This is a genomic window from Micromonospora sp. NPDC048999 (genome assembly GCF_040649295.1).
GTDB lineage: Bacteria > Actinomycetota > Actinomycetes > Mycobacteriales > Micromonosporaceae > Micromonospora.
Genome location: NZ_JBEZFI010000001.1, coordinates 610,903 through 627,484, shown reverse-complemented (window position 1 = coordinate 627,484; position 16,582 = coordinate 610,903). Strand labels below are relative to the sequence as shown.

The following is a 16,582-nucleotide window of genomic DNA, read 5'->3' as shown; positions in this document are numbered from 1 at the left end:
TAGCAACGCCCCCGCCCGCTACGCGTCCTCGGGATACCAGCGCAGCTCGACGGTATTGCCGTCCGGGTCGCGTACGTAGATCGAGGTGGCGTTGCCCCGCGCGCCGAAGCGCGGCACCGGCCCGGTCAACACGGTGAACACCCCGGAGTCGATCACCTGCTGCCAGTCGAGCGGCTCCACCACCAGGCAGAAGTGGTCGACGTTCGATCCGCCCGGCTCGCCGCATACCAGGTCGATGATGGTCTCCGGGCTCACGCGTACCGATGGGAAGGGCGCCTCGCCGGCCCGCCAACGGTCGACCCGCACCGGCGGCAGGCCCAGGGTGCCGCAGTAGAAGTCGAGGGACCGTTCCACGTCGGTGACGGTGAGGACCAGGTGGTCGAAGCCCGTTACCCGCACCGCGCTCATCGCGCCTCCAGGTTGTACGCCTGCCGGAGCCAGCGGGTGAACAGGTCCGGGTCGATCTCGTCGACGGCGCGCAGCTTGACCGAGGCCATCCGCCGCGCGCCCGCTACGAGCCGGCCGGAGGCGTCGTCGACATCCTGCCCCCGCCACAGCCCGAAGGTGACGTACGAGGTGTACGCCTTGACCAGGCAGACCGGCGTGCGCCCGGGGCGGTCCCCAAGGCCCCACACCGGGTGGCCGTGCCACATCGCGGAAGCGGCCTCCGGCAGTGCGGCGTCGATGACGGTGCGGAGTTTCTCGCCGACCTCGCGCAGTGGGGCGTCGAGGCCAGCGAGGTAGTCGGTGACGGCGTCCATCGGGTTCCTTTCCTCAAGGGAGTCGCCTTCCACCCTGGCCTCGGCGCCGCCGCCGACCAAGCCACGATCGGACTACGATCGTTGACCCGGATTCAACGATGGGGGTCGGCGTGCTGGAGCGGTACGAGGTCGAGACGTTCCTGACCCTGGTCGAGGAGCTGCACTTCGGGCGTACCGCCGAACGGTTGCGGGCGACCACCGGGCGGATCAGTCACGTGGTACGCAAGCTGGAACGTCGGATAGGTGCGCCGCTGTTCGAGCGCACCAGCCGGGTCGTCCGGCTCACCCCGATCGGCGTACGCCTCGCCGACGACCTGCGTCCGCTGGTGGCCGGGATGGAGGACGCCGTTCGGCGTGCCGTGGAGGCTGGGCGGGGGCTCGCCGGGGAGTTGCGGGTGGCGTTCGTCGGTGAGTGGACCGTGCCGGTGTTGCTCCGCGCCGTCACCCTGTTTTCCGAGCGCCATCCGGAGTGCGTGGTGCACGTCCAGGAGGCGCCGCTGGCCACCACCCGGTCGAGCCTGCGGGACGGCACGATCGACGTGCTCATCGCGTCGTACCCGTTCGACGGCATGGCGAACGGCCCGGCGCTGCTGAGCGAGCAGCGCGTCCTCGCGGTGGCCGCGGACCATCCGTTGGCCGGCGAGGAGTCGGTGTCGCTGGAGGTGCTGGCCGAGCATCCGGTGGTGCAGTACCCGGCGGTGACCTCGGCGGAGTTCAAACGGGACCGCACTCCGGAGCGGACCCCGTCGGGTCGGCCGGTGCCGAAGGGCCCGGTAGGCAACACGTTCCCCGAGTTGCTGGCACTGGTGGCGCTGGGCCGGGGGGTGCTGCCGGTGGGCGAGCAGACCCGGCGCTACCACCCCCGGCCCGACCTGGCGTACGTGCCGATCCACGACGCGCCGCCGATCCATCGTGGGCCGGTTTGGCTGGCCAGCAACACCACCGCCCGGGTACGCGAGTTCGTCCGCGCCGCGGTCGACGCCAACGGCTCCCCGGCGGCCTGACGCAGCCGTGAACCGCCTTGACCCTGCCCCTGGGACAGGGCCGAGCGTGGTCCGTGCCGGTCGCGGTGACCGGCACGAGGAGCGTGACCGGCACGAGGAGGACGCGTCCGTGGAGCTGCTGACCATCGGGGTGTTCGCCCGCGCGGCGCGACTCACGCCAAAGGCGCTACGGCTCTACGCCGAGCTGGGGTTGCTGTCGCCCGCCGCCGTCGACCCGCACTCGGGCTACCGGTACTACGAGCCGGGTCAGCTCGACCGGGCCCGGCTGATCGCCACGCTGCGCCGGGCCGGGATGCCGCTTGCGGAGATCCGGGCCGTCTGCGGCCTGCCGCCGGGCGCGGCAGCCGAGGCGGTCGATGCCTGGTGGCACCGGGTCAGCGCGGACACGGCGGCCCGTGGTCGCGTCGTCGCGCTCCTCGTCGACCAGCTCGCCGAGAGGAAGTGCACCATGTCCGAGACCATTTTCCGCTACGCCGTCCGCTGCGAGACCGGTGCCGTACGGGACACCAACGAGGACACCGCGTACGCCAGCGCGAACCTGCTCGCCGTGGCCGACGGCATGCGCGGCCCGGGTGGCGCCGCCGCCAGTGCCGCCGCCGTCGAGGCGCTCCGGCCGCTGGAGCTGGCCGACGCGCCGGCCGCCGAGCTGCTCGCCACGCTGGCCGGGGCGGTGACGTCGGCCGACCGCACGGTACGCGCCGCCGCCACCGAGGGGCACCAGCCGGTGACCACTCTCACCGCGATCCTGCGCCGAGGGTCGCAGCTGGCCCTGCTGCACGTCGGGGACACCCGGGCGTACCTGCTGCGTGGGGGCGAGCTGTTCCGGCTGACCCAGGACCACACGTACGTGCAGTCGCTGGTCGACCAGGGCCGGCTCAGCCCGGCCGAGGCGGCCACCCATCCACGGCGAGCCCTGCTGGTGCGGGCGCTCGGGGGCGGTGCCCAGGTCGAGGCCGACCTGGCGCTGCGTACCGCCCTGGTCGGCGACCGCTACCTGCTCTGCTCCGACGGGCTCTCCGCCGTGGTCGGGCAGGAGGCGCTGCACGCCGCGCTCGCCGCCGCCGACCCGGAGACCGCCGTCGGGCGCCTGGTCGACCTCGCGTACGCCGAGGGCGCGCCGGACAATCTCGCCTGTGTGGTGGCCGACGTGGTGTCGGCGTAGCGCGCCGGCCCGGGCCGGCGCGACCGGTCCGGGCCGTACGCTGGCGATCATGCGGATTGGCATCGTGATCCTTCCCGATCAGCGTTGGTCGGACTCGCGGCGGCGCTGGCGGCAGGCGGAAGACTGGGGCTTCGACCACGCCTGGACGTACGACCACCTGGGCTGGCGTGACCTGGTCGACGGTCCCTGGTTCGACTCGATGACCACGTTGACCGCCGCCGCCACGGTCACCTCGCGGATTCGCCTGGGCACGCTGGTCGCCTCGCCCAACTTCCGGCACCCGGCGGCGTTCGCCCGGCAGGTGACCGCGTTGGACGACGTCTCCGACGGCCGGGTGCTGCTCGGCCTCGGCGCGGGCGGCATCGGCTTCGACGCCACGGTGCTGGGCGGGGAGACCCTGCCGCCGAGGCAGCGGGTCGACCGGTTCGCCGAGTTCACCGAGTTGCTGGACCTGATTTTGCGCGAGGACGGGACCACCTGGCGGGGTGAATGGTTCGCCACGGTGGACGCCCGGAACAACCCCGGCTGCGTACAGCGGCCTCGGGTGCCGTTCGTGATGGCCGCGAACGGGCCTCGGTCGATGCGGCTGGCGGCCCGGTTCGGGCAGGGGTGGGTGACTACCGGCCTCGGCGGCGACGACCTGGAGACCTGGTGGTCGTCCGTCGAGGATCTCGCCGCCCGGATGGAGGTGGTCCTGGACCGGGCGGGCCGCGATCCGGCCACCCTGGACCGCTACCTGTCGCTCGACTCAGCGCCGATTTTCTCGCTCACCAGCGTGGACTTCTTCGCCGAGCAGGTCGCGCGGGCCGCCCGGCTCGGCTTCACCGACGTGGTCACGCACTGGCCCCGGGCCAGTAGCTGGTACGCCGGCGACGAGGCGGTGCTGGCGACGGCGGTGGACCTGCTGCCCGAGCTGCGGCGGCTCTGATCCTTAACCTCAGGTGCCGAGGTCGCCGGTGCTGATGCCGCCGTCCCCGGCGGAGACCAGCCGGAACCGGATGCAGACCACCTGCGAGTCGTCGTCGACCGCGAAGCCCACCCGGGCCCAGTAGCTGCGGTGCCCCTCCCGCCACTCCTCGACGGACCGGTCCCCCTCCCCTTCGGAACGGGCGAAGTCCCAGGACACGTCGGCGAGGCGGACCACCTCGACGCCGGTGACCTCGACGACGCCCACCAGCGCGTCGTGGTCGTCGACCAGGACCAGCCGTTCGCCGACGTGCTCCAGCTCCTCGTTCTCCTCGGCGTACTCGTCCGTCAGCAGGCCGGCGGTGGCGGTCTTCACGCCGGCCAGTACGAGGGTGTTGAGGCTGGCGCGCAGCTCGCCGGGCGTGCCGAGGGCGAGGGTGCGCAGTCCTCCGATGCGGGGCCACATCCTGCCGAGGCTAAGCGCCGGCCGCCGTCCCGGCGCGGGATTTCGCCCGCCCCCACACGCTAGGCGTTCCCGCACCGCCACCGGCCTGCGATCCTTCCTCCTTTCACCTGAGTTGGGGTCGGACAATCGGCTACACGTATCAGGGTAAATGCGGGCATAGCACCGTGATCACGTTGACTTCGGAAGTGCTTCTCTCGTTACGGTCCGACCCGGTTTGTTCAGCCGACGAAAGGACCGGGCGGTGGCTAAGCACTTCCGTACCCGCAAGTTCTCCTCGCCCGCCGGCATCGCCGCGACCGCGGCCGTCGGCGTGCTGCTCGCCGTCGGCGGCACCGTTGGCGCGGTTCACCTCACCTCGGGTGAGCCCGCCGCCGAGTCCGCCCTCGCGGAACCCGCCGTCGCGGACTCCCCGCCCGAGACCCTCGCCCCCGAGTTGGCCGCCCCGTCCGCCTCGCCCAGCGCGTCTGTCTCGCCGAGCCTCAGCCCCTCGCCGACGGCCACCCCCAGCCCGAAGGCGACCCGTACCCAGGCGGCGTCCCGCAGCAAGACCCGCACCGCCAGCCCGAAGCCGACCGCGACGGCGACGAAGGCCCCGGCGACGAAGAGCACCCCCGCCCCGAAGGTCGTCGACAGCGGCTCCTGCGGCGCGTCCTTCTACGACGAGGGCCAGATGACCGCGAACGGGGAGAACTTCAACCCCAACGCGCTGACCGCCGCGCACAAGACCCTGCCGTTCAACACCATGGTCCGGGTGACCAACCCGGCCAACGGCAAGTCGGTCGTCGTCCGGATCAACGACCGGGGCCCGTTCATCAGCGGCCGGTGCCTGGACCTCTCCCGGGCCGCCTTCGCGGCGATCGCCTCGACCTCCCTCGGCGCGGTGACCGTCCGGTACGAGGTGCTCGGCTGATCCCGTGACGTGCGGCGATCGGGCCCGTGGAGCGGTCCGGCCGGGCAGAACATGCTCAGACGACGGGCCAGGTTCATTCACCCGTTCACCTCCATCAGGCATGCTGTCCGGTATACGCACACAACCCTTCCAGTTGGGCCGCGGCCCACTGAGCCCCGGATCCCGCGCCGGACTCGGCGCGGCCCTCGCCCTGCTCGCACTCGTGTCCGCGATGGAGCTGGCGGGGCGGGCGTCGTCGCACCGAGCAGGTTCCGACGGCCCGACCTCGCACTACCTCGCACTGATGGCGGCCGCCCCGATTCTGGCCGCCGCGTTGGCCTCCTGGTGGGTCGTGCTGGGGGTGGGTGTCCTCGCCACGGCCGTCGGGGCGGCCTTCGCCCTGGCCGAGCCGGCCACGGCCCTGGTCTCCGCCGTCAACGTCGCCGCCGTCGCGCTGGCCACCGCGATCGCCAGCGCCGTGGCAGCGGTACGCCAGCGCCAGGCCGAGAAGATCGCCGAGCTGTCCCGGCTCGCCTCGGTCGCCCAGCAGGCGGTGCTTCGACCGATCGGGCCGCAGGTGGGCACCCTCGCGGTGGCCGCCCGCTACATCTCCTCGACCGCCCGGGCCGAGATCGGCGGCGACCTGTACGAGGCGATGGACACCCCGTACGGCGTCCGCATGATCATCGGCGACGTGCGGGGCAAGGGGCTGGACGCGGTCCGGCTGGCCAGCATCGTGCTCGGCTCGTACCGGCATGTCGCGTACGAGCGGGCGGACCTGCGCGCGGTGGTGACCGATCTGGACCGGGCGGTGGCCCGCAACGTGGGCGACGAGGACTTCGTCACCGCCGCGTTGGTCGAGGAGCGGGGCGGCACCCTCACCATCGTCAGCTGCGGCCACCCGTCGCCGCTGCTGCTGCGCCGGGGCGCGGTGATCCCGCTGGAACCTCCCGCGCCCGCGCCCCCGTTGGGCTTCATGCCGGTGGTCCGTCCCCGGGTGGAACGGCTCGAACCGGGCGATCGGCTGCTGCTCTTCACCGACGGGCTCGGGGAGGCGCGCCGGGACGGCGAATTCTTCCCGACGGCCGACCGGGCCTGGCGGCTGCTCGGCCACGGCACGGTCGCGGACGGCCTCGCCTCGCTGGAGACCGCCCTGGTCGAGTGGGTGCACGGCCGGCTCGACGACGACATCGCGCTGGTCCTGATGGAGTACGCCGGCCCGCGTACCGGGGTGGCGGCGGCCGTGCCGAGCTGGGAGGTCGGCGCGACGGAGAGTTGACGCTCTCCGGGCGGCTCAGCCGTCCCGCAGGTGTGTAATCGCTGTCACTTTCGCGTCCGGCTTGTCGATGGCTACCGACGGGTAATACAGTCTCAGTTACTGATCGGTAACACCTGTCGGGAAGCGGGGCCAGCGAGCATGACCCACTACAAGAGCAATCTTCGGGACCTTGAGTTCAACCTGTTCGAGGTCTTCGGGGCGGACCGGATGTTCGGCCAGGCGCCGTACACGGATCTGGATGTCGACACCGCCCGCAGCTTCCTTTCCGAGGTCGACCGCCTGGCCCGCGAGGACCTGGCCGCCAGCTACGTGGACAGCGACCGCAATCCGCCGACCTTCGACCCGGCGACGCATACCGCACCGCTGCCCGAGTCGTTCAAGAAGTCGTACCAGGCCTTCATGGATTCGGAGTTCTGGCGGCTGGACCTCCCGGAGGCCCTCGGCGGCACCAGCGCCCCGCGCGCCCTCTGGTGGTCGCTCGCCGAGCTGGTGCTCGGCGCGAACGCCCCGATCTGGATGTACGCCTCCGGCCCGTCCTTCGCGCACGTGGTGCACGTCGAGGGCACCGAGCGGCAGAAGAAGTGGGCCAAGCTCTTCATCGACAAGCAGTGGACCTCGACCATGGTGCTGACCGAGCCGGACGCCGGCTCGGACGTGGGTGCCGGCCGTGCCCGGGCCATTCGGCAGCCGGACGGCTCCTGGCACATCGAGGGCGTCAAGCGCTTCATCACCTCGGGTGAGCACGACCTCGCCGACAACATCGTCCACTACGTCCTGGCCCGCCCGGTCGGCGTCGAGGGCGCCGGCGGCCCGGGCACCAAGGGCCTGTCCCTCTTCGTCGTGCCGAAGTACCACTTCGACGAGGAGGCCGGCGAGCTGGGCGAGCGTAACGGCGTCTTCGCCACCAACGTCGAGCACAAGATGGGCCTGAAGGTCTCCAACACCTGCGAGCTGACCTTCGGCGAGCACGGCGTCCCGGCCAAGGGCTGGCTGCTGGGCGACCGGCACGACGGCATCCGGCAGATGTTCATGATCATCGAGTACGCCCGGATGATGGTCGGCACCAAGGCGATCGCCACCCTCTCCACCGGCTATCTCAACGCGCTGGAATACGCGAAGAACCGGGTGCAGGGGGCCGACCTGATCCAGCAGGCCGACAAGAGTGCCCCCCGGGTCACCATCACCCACCACCCGGACGTACGCCGCTCGCTGCTCATGCAGAAGTCGTACGCCGAGGGCCTGCGCGCGCTCGTCTGCTACACGGCGACCTGGCAGGACAAGGTCGCGATCGCCGAGGCGGCGGGGGATGAGCAGGCCACCAGGCTGGCCAAGCGGGTCAACGACCTGCTGCTGCCGCTGGTCAAGGGCGTCGGCTCGGAGCGGGCGTACGAGCTGCTCGGCCACGAGTCGCTGCAGACCTTCGGCGGCTCCGGCTTCCTGCAGGACTACCCGCTGGAGCAGTACGTCCGGGATGCCAAGATCGATACCCTGTACGAGGGCACCACGGCGATCCAGAGCCTCGACCTGATCTTCCGAAAGATCGTCCGGGACAACGGCAAGGCCCTGCTGGCGGTCGCCGGTGAGATCCAGGAGTTCATCACCTCCGAGGCCGGCAACGGCCAGCTCAAGGAGGAGCGGCAGGCGCTCGGCAAGGCGCTCGCCGAGATCCAGAACATCCTCGGCGTGCTGACCGGCTGGCTCGGCGAGGCCCAGTCCGGCGACGCGCGGGCCCTGTACAAGGTCGGCCTCAGCAGCCGGCGGTTCCTGTTGGCGATCGGCGACCTGGTCGTCGGCTGGCTGCTGCAGAAGCAGGCGGACGTGGCGTTGAAGGCGCTGGCCGGCGAGGTCTCCGGCACCGACCGGGCGTTCTACACCGGCAAGGTGGCCGCTGCCCGGTTCTTCGCCCGCGAGGTGCTGCCCCGCATCGGCGCGGACCGGCGGATCATCGAGGGCGTCGACCTGGAGATCATGGACCTCCCGGAGGAGGCGTTCTGACGCTGCCTGGGGTGATCCGAACGGTTCGACCTTGACGAACGGCGGCCGGCGAGCTAACCGCTCGCCGGCCGCCGTTGTTTCGCCGCCCTGGCCGGTAGGCCGGCCGCCTGACGGGTACCCAGACGGACCACGACAGGACACGCCCAAGAGCCACCGCACGGGGGAGTGCAGCGCACATGGGCATCGGTAGCGGAATCTTTCTCATCGCGCTCGGCGCGATCATGACCTTTGCCGTCCGGGCCAACGTCTGGTGGATCGACCTGCGCGCGGTCGGCTGGGTGTTCATCCTGGCCGGGCTGGCCGTACTGCTCACCACGGTCTGGTTCTGGCAGGACCGGCGCAAGCGGGCACGCACGCTGATCGTGGAGGAGAACCGGCTCTCCCACCCGACGGCGATGATGCCTCCGCCGCCCGACCCCCCACCGCCGACGGCCCCACCGTCCTGACGTCCTTTAGGGGGTGTGGCGGGCGGTGATGGGGGCGGCGGCGGGCGCGAGGGCGGCCCAGCCGGTGGTCGGGCGGTGTACGACCAGGTCGGCGGTGCGCAGCCCGTCCGGATCCGCCCGCTGCGGGTCGAGCAGCCCGGAGAGCAGCGAGATGCCCGGGTTGTGGGCGATCAGCAGCACGGTGCCGGTGTCCGGGGCGACACCCCGGACCAGTTCCAGCAGATCGTCCGGTTGCGCCTCGTACACGGCCGCCTCGTAGCGCACCACCGGCACGGGCCCCGCCGGTCCACCCTCCGGCGGGGATCCCGTCATGCCCAGCGCCACCCCGTGCCAGGTCTGCCGGGTGCGTTCGGCGGTCGAGCAGAGCACCAGGTCGGGCAGGAGGGCGTGCCGGGCCAGCCACGCGCCGGCCGTCGCTGCGTCGGCGTGCCCGCGCGCGGTCAACGGGCGCTCCACGTCCGGTACGTCCTGGGACTGCTCGGCCTTGGCGTGCCGGAGCAGCACCAGAGTCCGCTGCTGGTTCCTGCTGTCCGCCATGGCCACAGTTTGCCTGATTGGCGATCAGAGCGCCTGGGTAAGTCGATGGCTGCCGCTACCTCATCCATGGCCGCGGTGAGTAGGAAACGCCAGCAGACCGCCAAGGAGGCGACGTCATGGGCATCGGTGCCAGCATCTTCCTCATCGCGCTGGGCGCGATCTTCGCGTTCGCCGTCGACGCCAACCTGGGATGGTTGAATGTGAACGTTGTCGGCTGGGTGCTCATGCTCGCCGGCGTGGTCGGCCTGATCATGACGCTCTACTTCTGGAACAGCCGCCGTCGTACGCTGGTCGCCGCCCCGGCGCCCGAGCGGGTCGTCGCCGAGCCCGTGGTGCCGGCCCAGGACGACCGGGTCGTCCGCGAGGAGTACCGCGAGGTGCGCCGGCCGGGCTACCCGGCCTGATCCAACTGTGGTCAGGCGAACAGCGCGAAGTAGATCGCGATGTGGTGGCAGATCGCCGCGACCAGGGTGCAGGCATGGAAGAACTCGTGGTGGCCGAAGACGGTGGGCCACGGGTTCGGCCGGCGCAGCGCGTAGAAGACCGCGCCCACGGTGTAGATCGCACCGCCGACGGTCAGCAGCACCAGGGCGGTGACCCCGCCGGAGCGCAGGATCTGCGGCAGCATCGCCACCGCGACCCAGCCGAGGGCCAGGTAGAGCGGTGCGGAGACCCAGCGCGGCGCGTGCGGCCAGATGAGCTTGAGCGCCACGCCGGCCAGCGCCCCGCCCCACACCAGGCCGAGCATGACGGTCGCGTGCCGGGTGGTCAGCAGCAGCGTGCAGAACGGGGTGTACGTGCCGGCGATGAACACGAAGATCATCGAGTGGTCCAGCCGGCGCATGATCTGGTAGCCGCGCTGCGACCAGACCCGGCGATGGTAGAGCGCGCTGGTGCCGAAGAGGCCGCAGACGGTCAGGCTGTAGACCAGGCAGCTGACCAGGGGTGCCCAGCCGGGCCGGGCGGCCGCGATCGAACAGAGCACGATGCCGCAGACGAGCGCGACGAAGAACGCGTAGGCGTGCAGCCAGCCGCGCATCCGGGGCTTACCGATGTCGACCGGCTTGAGTCGAAGCGGTGCGGAGGTCGTCACACAGATAGGTTACGGCACCGTAGGTTACTTTCAGGTAGGGCGGGTGGCCGCCGGGGTGGTGGACGACGTTTGCCCGCTCGCCCAGGCCGGTCCAGGCACTACGGTGAGGTTTTATGGACCTCAACGCTGACCTCGGCGAGGGATTCGGCAGCTGGCGACTCGGTGACGACGAGGCACTGCTGGACCTGGTCACCTCCGCCAACGTCGCCTGCGGATTCCACGGCGGCGACCCGTCCACGATGCACCGGGTCTGCGCCGGCGCCGCCGCCCGCGGAGTCGCGGTCGGCGCCCAGGTCGGCTATCGCGACCTCGCCGGCTTCGGCCGCCGGCACATCGCGTACGACTTCGCCGAGCTGCGCGACGAGACGATCTACCAGCTCGGCGCGCTCGACGCGTTCTGCCGGCTGTTCCGCGGCCGGGTCCGGTACCTGAAGCCGCACGGCGCGCTCTACCACGCGGCGGCCTGCGACGAGGCCCAGGCCGCCGCGCTGGTCGCCGCCGTCAGCGCGTACGACCACGAGCTGCCCCTGCTCTGCCCGCCCGGTTCCGTGCTCGCCCAGCTCGCCGTCGGCGCCGGGCTGCGGGTGGTCGCCGAGGGCTTCGCCGACCGCAACTACCTGCCCAACGGCTCGCTGGTGCCCCGCAGCGCCGCGAACGCGCTGGTCACCGACCCGGAGGAGGTGGCCGCCCGGGCCGTCCGGATAGCCACCGAGCGGACCATCGTCGCGGTCGACGGCAGCGTCGTCCCGTGCGTGGTCGAGTCGATCTGCCTGCACGGGGACACCCCGGGCGCGGTGCGCTGCGCCGAGCTGGTGCGGGCCGCCCTCATCGACGCCGGCGTAACCCCCGCCCCCTTCACCTGAGCTCCCGCGCCGAGGTTTACGGGGCGATGCGAGGTCAGGCCTCGTCGAGGCCGCGGAGGATCAGGGGGAGCCGGGTGGCGCCGCCGTTGACCACCCGGATCGGGACGCCCCAGTCCTGCCGGGTCAGGTGGCAGGCCGCGTGCTCGACGTCGGCGTCGCAGGTGGCCGCCTGGGCGGTCACCTGGAGCACGCCTTGGGCCACCGCCCCGTCGATCACCAGGCGGCGGGACAGCTCCGTGCCCGTCCCGGCCCCCTCGACCAGCAGCTCGGGCGGAGACGCCGAGACCACCAGCCGGGTCGACGGCCCGTACGTGTCATCCAGCTTCTGCCCCGGCGCCGGCGTGAAGATCACGTCGAGGGTCAGCTCGCCCGCCGCCACGTCGGTCGGCTTGCGCTCCAGCTTGTGTCGGGGGCCGTCCACCGTGCTCGCCCCCGCTGCGGTGAGCGCGCCCGGGGCTAACCGGGTCAGCCGGTGGGCGGCCGACTCGACCACCAACACCTCGCCCTCGGGGGTGAGCACCACGTCGCTCGGCTCGGCCAGCCCGTCCGCCACCGTGGCGACCTGGTCGGTCGCCGGGTCGAAGCGGCGCACCGCCCCGTTGTACGTGTCGGCGATCAGCACCGAGCCGTCGGGCAGCGCGCACACCCCCAGCGGGTGCTGGAGCAGCGCCCGTTTGGCCGAGCCGTCGACGTGACCGAAGTCGAAGAGGCCCTGCCCGACGGCGGTGTGCATCACCCCGGCCTCGACGTACCGGATCGCGCTGGTCTCGCTGTCGGCCACCCAGAGTCGGGTGCCGTCGGCCGAGACGGAGAGGCCGGAGGGCTGGGCCATCCAGACCTCCGCCAGCGGGCCGTCACGCAGCGCCTCGACGGTCGTACCGGCGTACATGCCGGCGGTCCGCTTGATCGGGTCGAACCACCAGAGCTGGTGGATGCCGGCCATGGCGACGACGACCTTGTCGTCGTACCAGGCGACGTCCCACGGGGAGGAGAGGTCGACCGAGCGGGCGTCGTGCGCGTGGTCGTCGACGGTCGAGCGCCATTGCCGCCCGGTTCCGGCCACCGTGACCACCTCGCCGGTGGCGAGCTTCACGCCACGCAGCAGGTGGTTGACGGTGTCCGCGACGATCAGGTCGTACCCGGCCACCTCGGCCACGTGCGCGGGCAGCAGGCAGAGCCCCTGCGGCTCGGAGAAGGTGGCACCTTCCGCCGGGCCGTCCGCGCCGCCGCGGGTGCCCGCGCCGATCCGACGAAGCACCTTCTCGCCGTCGGGGGCCAGCTCGACCAGGGAGTGCCGGGCCGAGTCGGAGACCAGCAGGTTGCCGCCGTCGAGCACCACGGCCTTGCCGGGGAAGCGCAGCGTGGTCTCGGGTTCTGCCGGCGGGACGTACGGGCCGTCACCCCGGTGCAGGGTGCCCTTCGCCTCGTGGGTGGCGATCAGCTCGTCGATCAGCCGGGCCAGCCCCTCGGCGTGCCCCTCGCCGGCCATCGTGGCGACCACGTAGCTCTCGGGATCGATCACCGACAGGGTCGGCCACGCCTTCGCCGCGTACTGCTGCCACATGTCCAGCTCGGGGTCGTCGAGCACCGGGTGGTGCACGCCGTACCGCTCGACGGCCGCCGCCAGCGCGTCCGGGTCCTTCTCGTGCTCGAACTTGGGCGAGTGCACGCCGATGACCACGAGTACGTCGCCGTACTTCTCCTCGAGCGGGCGCAGCTCGTCGAGCACGTGCAGACAGTTGATGCAGCAAAAAGTCCAAAAGTCCAAAATGGCAATTTTGCCCCGCAGGTCGGCCAGGGTGACGGCCTTTCCGCCGGTGTTCAGCCAGCCCCGGCCGCGCAGCTCAGGTGCCCGTACTCGTGCGCTCATGACCCCATCGTGCCGTACCCGTCGGCCGCCGGTCCGGGCGGACCGTCACCGCCGTCCTGGTCGGCCGCCAAGATGCGTGGGTACGCCCGACGGCGCGGCCAGAAGCTCGCCGACGAAGAGCCCGCCTGAACGCGCCGCGACGACGGCGGGGCCACGGATAACCGTGGCCCCGCCGCTGCGAACTGCTACTTTTCGGCCGGCTTGAGACAGAGCAGCCGGTCTCCCTCGACGCCGCTGAGCTCCACGGTCGGCTGCGTCGTGTCGGCGCACTTGTCCTTGCTGTCGACCTTCGAGACGACCGTGAACGCGTCCGGCTCGCCGCAGTCGGCGGCCACCGCGGACGCGCCGGACTGCTTGACGCAGGAGCCCACCGCCGGGTCGAACGCGGCCGGCGTGTTGCCGCCACCGCCGATCTTGCCGAGCAGCGTGAGCAGACCGAGCGGAACGGCCAGGATCAGCACCGCCACGACCAGCACGGCGGCCAGCACCCGACCGTTGCGTACCTTCGGGGTGGGTGCCTCGGCCTGCGGCTCGGCCTCCGGCTTGAACGCGTCGAAGCGGCCCTGTTCCGACTCGCTGGCCGGGCCCTGCGACCAGGCTGGCGGCGCCGGCGGCGGGAACGCGGGTGGGAACGCGGGCGGGACGTTGCCCTGGCCCGGCTCGCCCATCGCGCCCTGCCCAGGTACGGCAACGGACGCGCGACCGCCGGCCGGCCCGCCGAACGGATCCGGACGAGTGCCGGGCGCGCCGAACTGGTCCGGGTGGCCGCCGGGCGGGCCAAACTGGTCCGGGTGGCCGCCGGGCGGGCCGAACGGGTCCGGACGAGTGCCGGGCGTGCCGAACGGATCGCCGGGGCGCTCGTCGCTCGGCGGGTGCACCCCGTTGACCGGCCGGTTGCTGCCTACGGGGTCCACGAAGGTCGGCACGCCGGGCGGGAACGGCGGCGGGCCGGCGGGCGAGGACGGCGCCGGTGGCGCCTCGGCGAAGGCGTTCGGGGCCGCCGAGCGGTCCGGCTCGTCGAACCGGGGCTGCGGGGCGGGCTCGTCAAAGCGTGGACCCTGCTCGGGAAAGCCGTTCGGAGCGTCCTGGCCGGGGAAATCCTCGGATTCGGGGCGGGCTGGCCGGCCGTAGACCCGGGGCTGCGGCGCCGGTACGCCGCCGGCCGGCAGGGACTGGTCGGCCGGCGGCGTCAGCCGGCTGGTCATCGGCACGGAGGCGCTGGCCGAGACGGCACCGGCCGCGCTGGACTCCGGGGAGGTACGCGGGCCGGGCACCATCGGGCCGGCCGGTGACTGCGGTTCCTCATGGGCCGGCTCCACCGCGCCCCAGGCCGCCTGCTCCGGCTCGTACGCCCGGTCGGCGGGCTCGGCGGCGGGGGCGAACTGCGCCGGTGGCAGGTAGTCGGCGGGCAGTGAGGCGGCCAGGGCAGCGCCCGGCACCCGCTGCTCCTGCGGGGGCAGCGGCACAGCATTGGCCGGGGAGATACCCGGGCCCGGGGCGGGCTGGTAGAGCGGCGTCTCCTCGGCCCTGGCCGGCCCCCTGCCGTTCGACGCCGACTCGCCCGGCTCGGTCTCGGCGGGCTGGCCCCACGCCTCGCCCGGCGCCCACGGCTCGGCCTCTGGGAGGGCGGGGTGCTCGGGCGCCCACTGCCCGGAGCTGTCCTGGTTGTCACCCCACGCCGTCGATGATTCGGGGGTCGGCATCGAGACGCTGGCGCGCGCGGGATTCCAGGCACCGGACTCCGGCCGGTCGCCGGCCGTCGGGACGGCGGCGTGGCCTGGGCCGGCCTGCACCGGGGCTTCGGCCTGGCCGGCGGCTCGCCCGGCGGCCCAGCCGCCGGAACGGTCGGGGTTGTCCTGCGCCGGCCAGTTGTCGGCCGGCGGGCCTGGCACGGACACCTTGGCGGAGGCGCGAGCGGTCGCTTCGGCCGGCGCCCACGCCGGCGCGCTCGCCGCGCCCTGTTGGCCCCAGGCCGGCTGGTCGTCGATCTGCTGGCCGTTCTGCCAGCCGCCGGCGGGGTCGGCCCCGTCCTGCTGGCCGGTGGCCCATGACTCGTTCGGCACGACGGCGGGCGCGGGGACGGGTGCGGCGGCGCGGGCGCTCGACTCACCGGGCTGCGCCCAGGCGGGCTGCTCGCCGTGCCCGGTGTTCCACCCGGGGCCGTTCTGCTCGGTGGGTGCCGGCCAGGCGGGCGGGCCCGGTTCGGCGGAAACGTTGGTCGGGGCGGCGGCCCACGCGGGCGGCGCCGGCTCCCCGAACGATGCCGGTGGGGCGGCGGCCCAGGCGGGTGCCTCCTGCTCCGGCGCGCCCCAGGCTGCTCCGGCCTGCTCGGGCGGGGTCCATGCGGGCTGCGGGGAACCGCCCCAGGCACCCGGATCGCCAGGCGGCACCTGCGCGGCGGCTCGTCCGGCGACGGGCTGGTCGCCCGGCTGACCCCATGCGGGGGCCGGCTGAGTGGGCGCGCCGGCCGGCGGCGGCGGGGCCCAGCCGAGGTCGGCAGCGCCGGGGTACCCGTTGTCCTGCTGCGCCGGGCGGTCGCCGTACGGCGCCGGTCCGCCGGCTCCCGGTGACACCTCGCCCGGCTCGTGGCCAGGGCGGTGCGGGGCCTCGGACGTCATGGGTGCGCCTCCTCCATCACATGTCGGCCGCCGATGCCGATCGGGACCGTCGGCCTGCTGGCCGGCGACGCCGGCAAGTACCGGCCTGCGGGCTCCCCGCACCGTATCGGGTGGCCGCCGGGAGGCGTCCGGGGGAGCACCGGCCGTCACTCGCCGTCACCAGATGCTGCCGATCGGTTTTGAGTGGGGGCGATCGGTCCGGAGGCGGGCGGGTGGCGACCGAGCCCCACCGTACCGGGCGGCGCGGCGAGGTGGAATCCCGGTGTCAATCGACGCGGAACGCCGAAGACCCGCCCGGTTGCACCGGGCGGGTCTTCGGACTGGAGGAGGTGAAGAAGGTAGGGGGGCGTCAGCTGAGGTGACGCTGGGCGATGGCGAGGAGCTCCTCGCGGACCGCGGGGGAGTTGGCGGAACGCAACGCGTGCTCGATGGCGCGGGCGCGGCGGTTGGCGTCGCGGCGGTTGCGGATTCGCTCGATCATGCTCATCTGGGTCTTCTCCTGGCTATTCGGTTGTCAGCCCCTTGATGTCTCTATTGAAGCGCACCGCGCGCCGAACGTCCATCGATTATTAGGTGAGCTGAACCACGTACCTAAGGATCGTAAGTTGCCGCCCTTGTCGCGCCGAAGATTTCTTCCACCAATGGCAACGGCCGGTGTGCCGGGCGTTCACCCGTGGCACACCGGCCGTCGCC

At 72.6% G+C, this 16,582-nt stretch carries 17 protein-coding genes; 9 read left to right on the top strand and 8 right to left on the bottom strand.

Features of this window, described 5'->3' with window-relative positions:
- Positions 1-18: 18 nt before the first annotated feature.
- Together AB0C02_RS03040 and AB0C02_RS03035 are read right to left on the bottom strand one after the other, a co-directional pair.
- On the bottom strand, positions 19-408 hold the full coding sequence (locus AB0C02_RS03040) for a VOC family protein (RefSeq protein WP_357540483.1): 390 nt from the start codon (positions 406-408) through the stop codon (positions 19-21).
- Positions 405-761 carry a DUF1801 domain-containing protein gene (locus AB0C02_RS03035; protein ID WP_357540481.1) on the bottom strand — a complete coding sequence of 119 codons (357 nt, stop codon included), beginning with the start codon at positions 759-761 and terminating at the stop codon, positions 405-407. Before AB0C02_RS03035 ends, AB0C02_RS03040 begins: the two co-directional genes overlap by 4 nt.
- Positions 762-871: 110 nt before the next feature.
- Here AB0C02_RS03035 and AB0C02_RS03030 point away from each other — a divergent pair, with 110 nt between their 5' ends.
- From AB0C02_RS03030 to AB0C02_RS03020, 3 genes are all read left to right on the top strand, one after another.
- Positions 872-1,765, top strand: a complete 894-nt coding sequence (locus AB0C02_RS03030) for a LysR family transcriptional regulator (RefSeq protein WP_357541012.1) — start codon at positions 872-874, stop codon at positions 1,763-1,765.
- A 109-nt stretch (positions 1,766-1,874) separates the two neighbouring features.
- On the top strand, positions 1,875-2,927 hold the full coding sequence (locus tag AB0C02_RS03025; RefSeq protein WP_357541010.1) for a MerR family transcriptional regulator: 1,053 nt from the start codon (positions 1,875-1,877) through the stop codon (positions 2,925-2,927).
- A gap of 49 nt (positions 2,928-2,976) precedes the next feature.
- Positions 2,977-3,855 (top strand): LLM class flavin-dependent oxidoreductase, encoded by an 879-nt coding sequence (locus AB0C02_RS03020; protein ID WP_357540479.1) that lies wholly within the window; start codon positions 2,977-2,979, stop codon positions 3,853-3,855.
- A gap of 9 nt (positions 3,856-3,864) precedes the next feature.
- On the opposite strand, the gene AB0C02_RS03015 is transcribed toward AB0C02_RS03020, so the two are convergent.
- On the bottom strand, positions 3,865-4,299 hold the full coding sequence (locus AB0C02_RS03015) for an ASCH domain-containing protein (RefSeq protein ID WP_357540477.1): 435 nt from the start codon (positions 4,297-4,299) through the stop codon (positions 3,865-3,867).
- Positions 4,300-4,540: 241 nt separating this feature from the next.
- Here AB0C02_RS03015 and AB0C02_RS03010 point away from each other — a divergent pair, with 241 nt between their 5' ends.
- The 4 genes from AB0C02_RS03010 to AB0C02_RS02995 all read left to right on the top strand — a co-directional run bounded on the left by AB0C02_RS03010 (position 4,541) and on the right by AB0C02_RS02995 (position 8,908).
- On the top strand, positions 4,541-5,209 hold the full coding sequence (locus tag AB0C02_RS03010; protein WP_357540475.1) for a septal ring lytic transglycosylase RlpA family protein: 669 nt from the start codon (positions 4,541-4,543) through the stop codon (positions 5,207-5,209).
- 100 nt (positions 5,210-5,309) lie between these two features.
- Positions 5,310-6,467, top strand: a complete 1,158-nt coding sequence (locus AB0C02_RS03005) for a PP2C family protein-serine/threonine phosphatase (protein WP_357540473.1) — start codon at positions 5,310-5,312, stop codon at positions 6,465-6,467.
- Positions 6,468-6,605: 138 nt separating this feature from the next.
- Complete coding sequence (locus AB0C02_RS03000) at positions 6,606-8,462, top strand: acyl-CoA dehydrogenase (protein WP_357540471.1); 1,857 nt, start codon at positions 6,606-6,608, stop codon at positions 8,460-8,462.
- 176 nt (positions 8,463-8,638) lie between these two features.
- Positions 8,639-8,908, top strand: a complete 270-nt coding sequence (locus tag AB0C02_RS02995) for a DUF6458 family protein (RefSeq protein ID WP_357540469.1) — start codon at positions 8,639-8,641, stop codon at positions 8,906-8,908.
- 6 nt (positions 8,909-8,914) lie between these two features.
- Here the strand turns inward: AB0C02_RS02995 and AB0C02_RS02990 are convergent, their stop codons facing one another.
- Positions 8,915-9,445, bottom strand: coding sequence for a histidine phosphatase family protein (locus AB0C02_RS02990; RefSeq protein ID WP_357540467.1), 531 nt, complete (start codon positions 9,443-9,445; stop codon positions 8,915-8,917).
- Positions 9,446-9,561: 116 nt separating this feature from the next.
- Between AB0C02_RS02990 and AB0C02_RS02985 the strand changes: the two genes are divergently transcribed.
- Positions 9,562-9,849 carry a DUF6458 family protein gene (locus tag AB0C02_RS02985; RefSeq protein WP_357540465.1) on the top strand — a complete coding sequence of 96 codons (288 nt, stop codon included), beginning with the start codon at positions 9,562-9,564 and terminating at the stop codon, positions 9,847-9,849.
- A gap of 11 nt (positions 9,850-9,860) precedes the next feature.
- On the opposite strand, the gene AB0C02_RS02980 is transcribed toward AB0C02_RS02985, so the two are convergent.
- Positions 9,861-10,538, bottom strand: a complete 678-nt coding sequence (locus AB0C02_RS02980; RefSeq protein WP_357540463.1) for a hemolysin III family protein — start codon at positions 10,536-10,538, stop codon at positions 9,861-9,863.
- A gap of 113 nt (positions 10,539-10,651) precedes the next feature.
- On the opposite strand from AB0C02_RS02980, the gene AB0C02_RS02975 reads away from it, so the two are divergent.
- Positions 10,652-11,401: a 5-oxoprolinase subunit PxpA gene (locus AB0C02_RS02975; protein WP_357540461.1), complete on the top strand. Its 750-nt coding sequence runs from the start codon at positions 10,652-10,654 to the stop codon at positions 11,399-11,401.
- A gap of 34 nt (positions 11,402-11,435) precedes the next feature.
- Here the strand turns inward: AB0C02_RS02975 and AB0C02_RS02970 are convergent, their stop codons facing one another.
- The 3 genes from AB0C02_RS02970 to AB0C02_RS02960 all read right to left on the bottom strand — a co-directional run bounded on the left by AB0C02_RS02970 (position 11,436) and on the right by AB0C02_RS02960 (position 16,376).
- Positions 11,436-13,271: an NHL domain-containing thioredoxin family protein gene (locus AB0C02_RS02970; RefSeq protein WP_357540459.1), complete on the bottom strand. Its 1,836-nt coding sequence runs from the start codon at positions 13,269-13,271 to the stop codon at positions 11,436-11,438.
- 185 nt (positions 13,272-13,456) lie between these two features.
- The gene (locus tag AB0C02_RS02965) at positions 13,457-15,889 is read right to left on the bottom strand and encodes a hypothetical protein (RefSeq protein ID WP_357540457.1); all 2,433 of its coding nucleotides are present in this window, start codon (positions 15,887-15,889) and stop codon (positions 13,457-13,459) included.
- 349 nt (positions 15,890-16,238) lie between these two features.
- Entirely contained in the window at positions 16,239-16,376 is a 138-nt protein-coding gene (locus AB0C02_RS02960) for a hypothetical protein (protein WP_262283549.1), read from the bottom strand.
- Positions 16,377-16,582 lie beyond the last annotated feature (206 nt).

What these genes read in the sequence shown, in the direction of transcription:
- AB0C02_RS03040 (WP_357540483.1), bottom strand. Translation starts at nt 408, where the DNA reads ATGAGCGCGGTGCGGGTAACGGGCTTCGACCACCTGGTCCTCACCGTC.
- AB0C02_RS03035 (WP_357540481.1), bottom strand. Translation starts at nt 761, where the DNA reads ATGGACGCCGTCACCGACTACCTCGCTGGCCTCGACGCCCCACTGCGC.
- AB0C02_RS03020 (WP_357540479.1), top strand. Translation starts at nt 2,977, where the DNA reads ATGCGGATTGGCATCGTGATCCTTCCCGATCAGCGTTGGTCGGACTCG.
- AB0C02_RS03015 (WP_357540477.1), bottom strand. Translation starts at nt 4,299, where the DNA reads ATGTGGCCCCGCATCGGAGGACTGCGCACCCTCGCCCTCGGCACGCCC.
- AB0C02_RS03005 (WP_357540473.1), top strand. Translation starts at nt 5,310, where the DNA reads ATGCTGTCCGGTATACGCACACAACCCTTCCAGTTGGGCCGCGGCCCA.
- AB0C02_RS03000 (WP_357540471.1), top strand. Translation starts at nt 6,606, where the DNA reads ATGACCCACTACAAGAGCAATCTTCGGGACCTTGAGTTCAACCTGTTC.
- AB0C02_RS02995 (WP_357540469.1), top strand. Translation starts at nt 8,639, where the DNA reads ATGGGCATCGGTAGCGGAATCTTTCTCATCGCGCTCGGCGCGATCATG.
- AB0C02_RS02990 (WP_357540467.1), bottom strand. Translation starts at nt 9,445, where the DNA reads ATGGCGGACAGCAGGAACCAGCAGCGGACTCTGGTGCTGCTCCGGCAC.
- AB0C02_RS02985 (WP_357540465.1), top strand. Translation starts at nt 9,562, where the DNA reads ATGGGCATCGGTGCCAGCATCTTCCTCATCGCGCTGGGCGCGATCTTC.
- AB0C02_RS02975 (WP_357540461.1), top strand. Translation starts at nt 10,652, where the DNA reads ATGGACCTCAACGCTGACCTCGGCGAGGGATTCGGCAGCTGGCGACTC.
- AB0C02_RS02970 (WP_357540459.1), bottom strand. Translation starts at nt 13,271, where the DNA reads ATGAGCGCACGAGTACGGGCACCTGAGCTGCGCGGCCGGGGCTGGCTG.
- AB0C02_RS02965 (WP_357540457.1), bottom strand. Translation starts at nt 15,889, where the DNA reads ATGACGTCCGAGGCCCCGCACCGCCCTGGCCACGAGCCGGGCGAGGTG.
- AB0C02_RS02960 (WP_262283549.1), bottom strand. Translation starts at nt 16,376, where the DNA reads ATGAGCATGATCGAGCGAATCCGCAACCGCCGCGACGCCAACCGCCGC.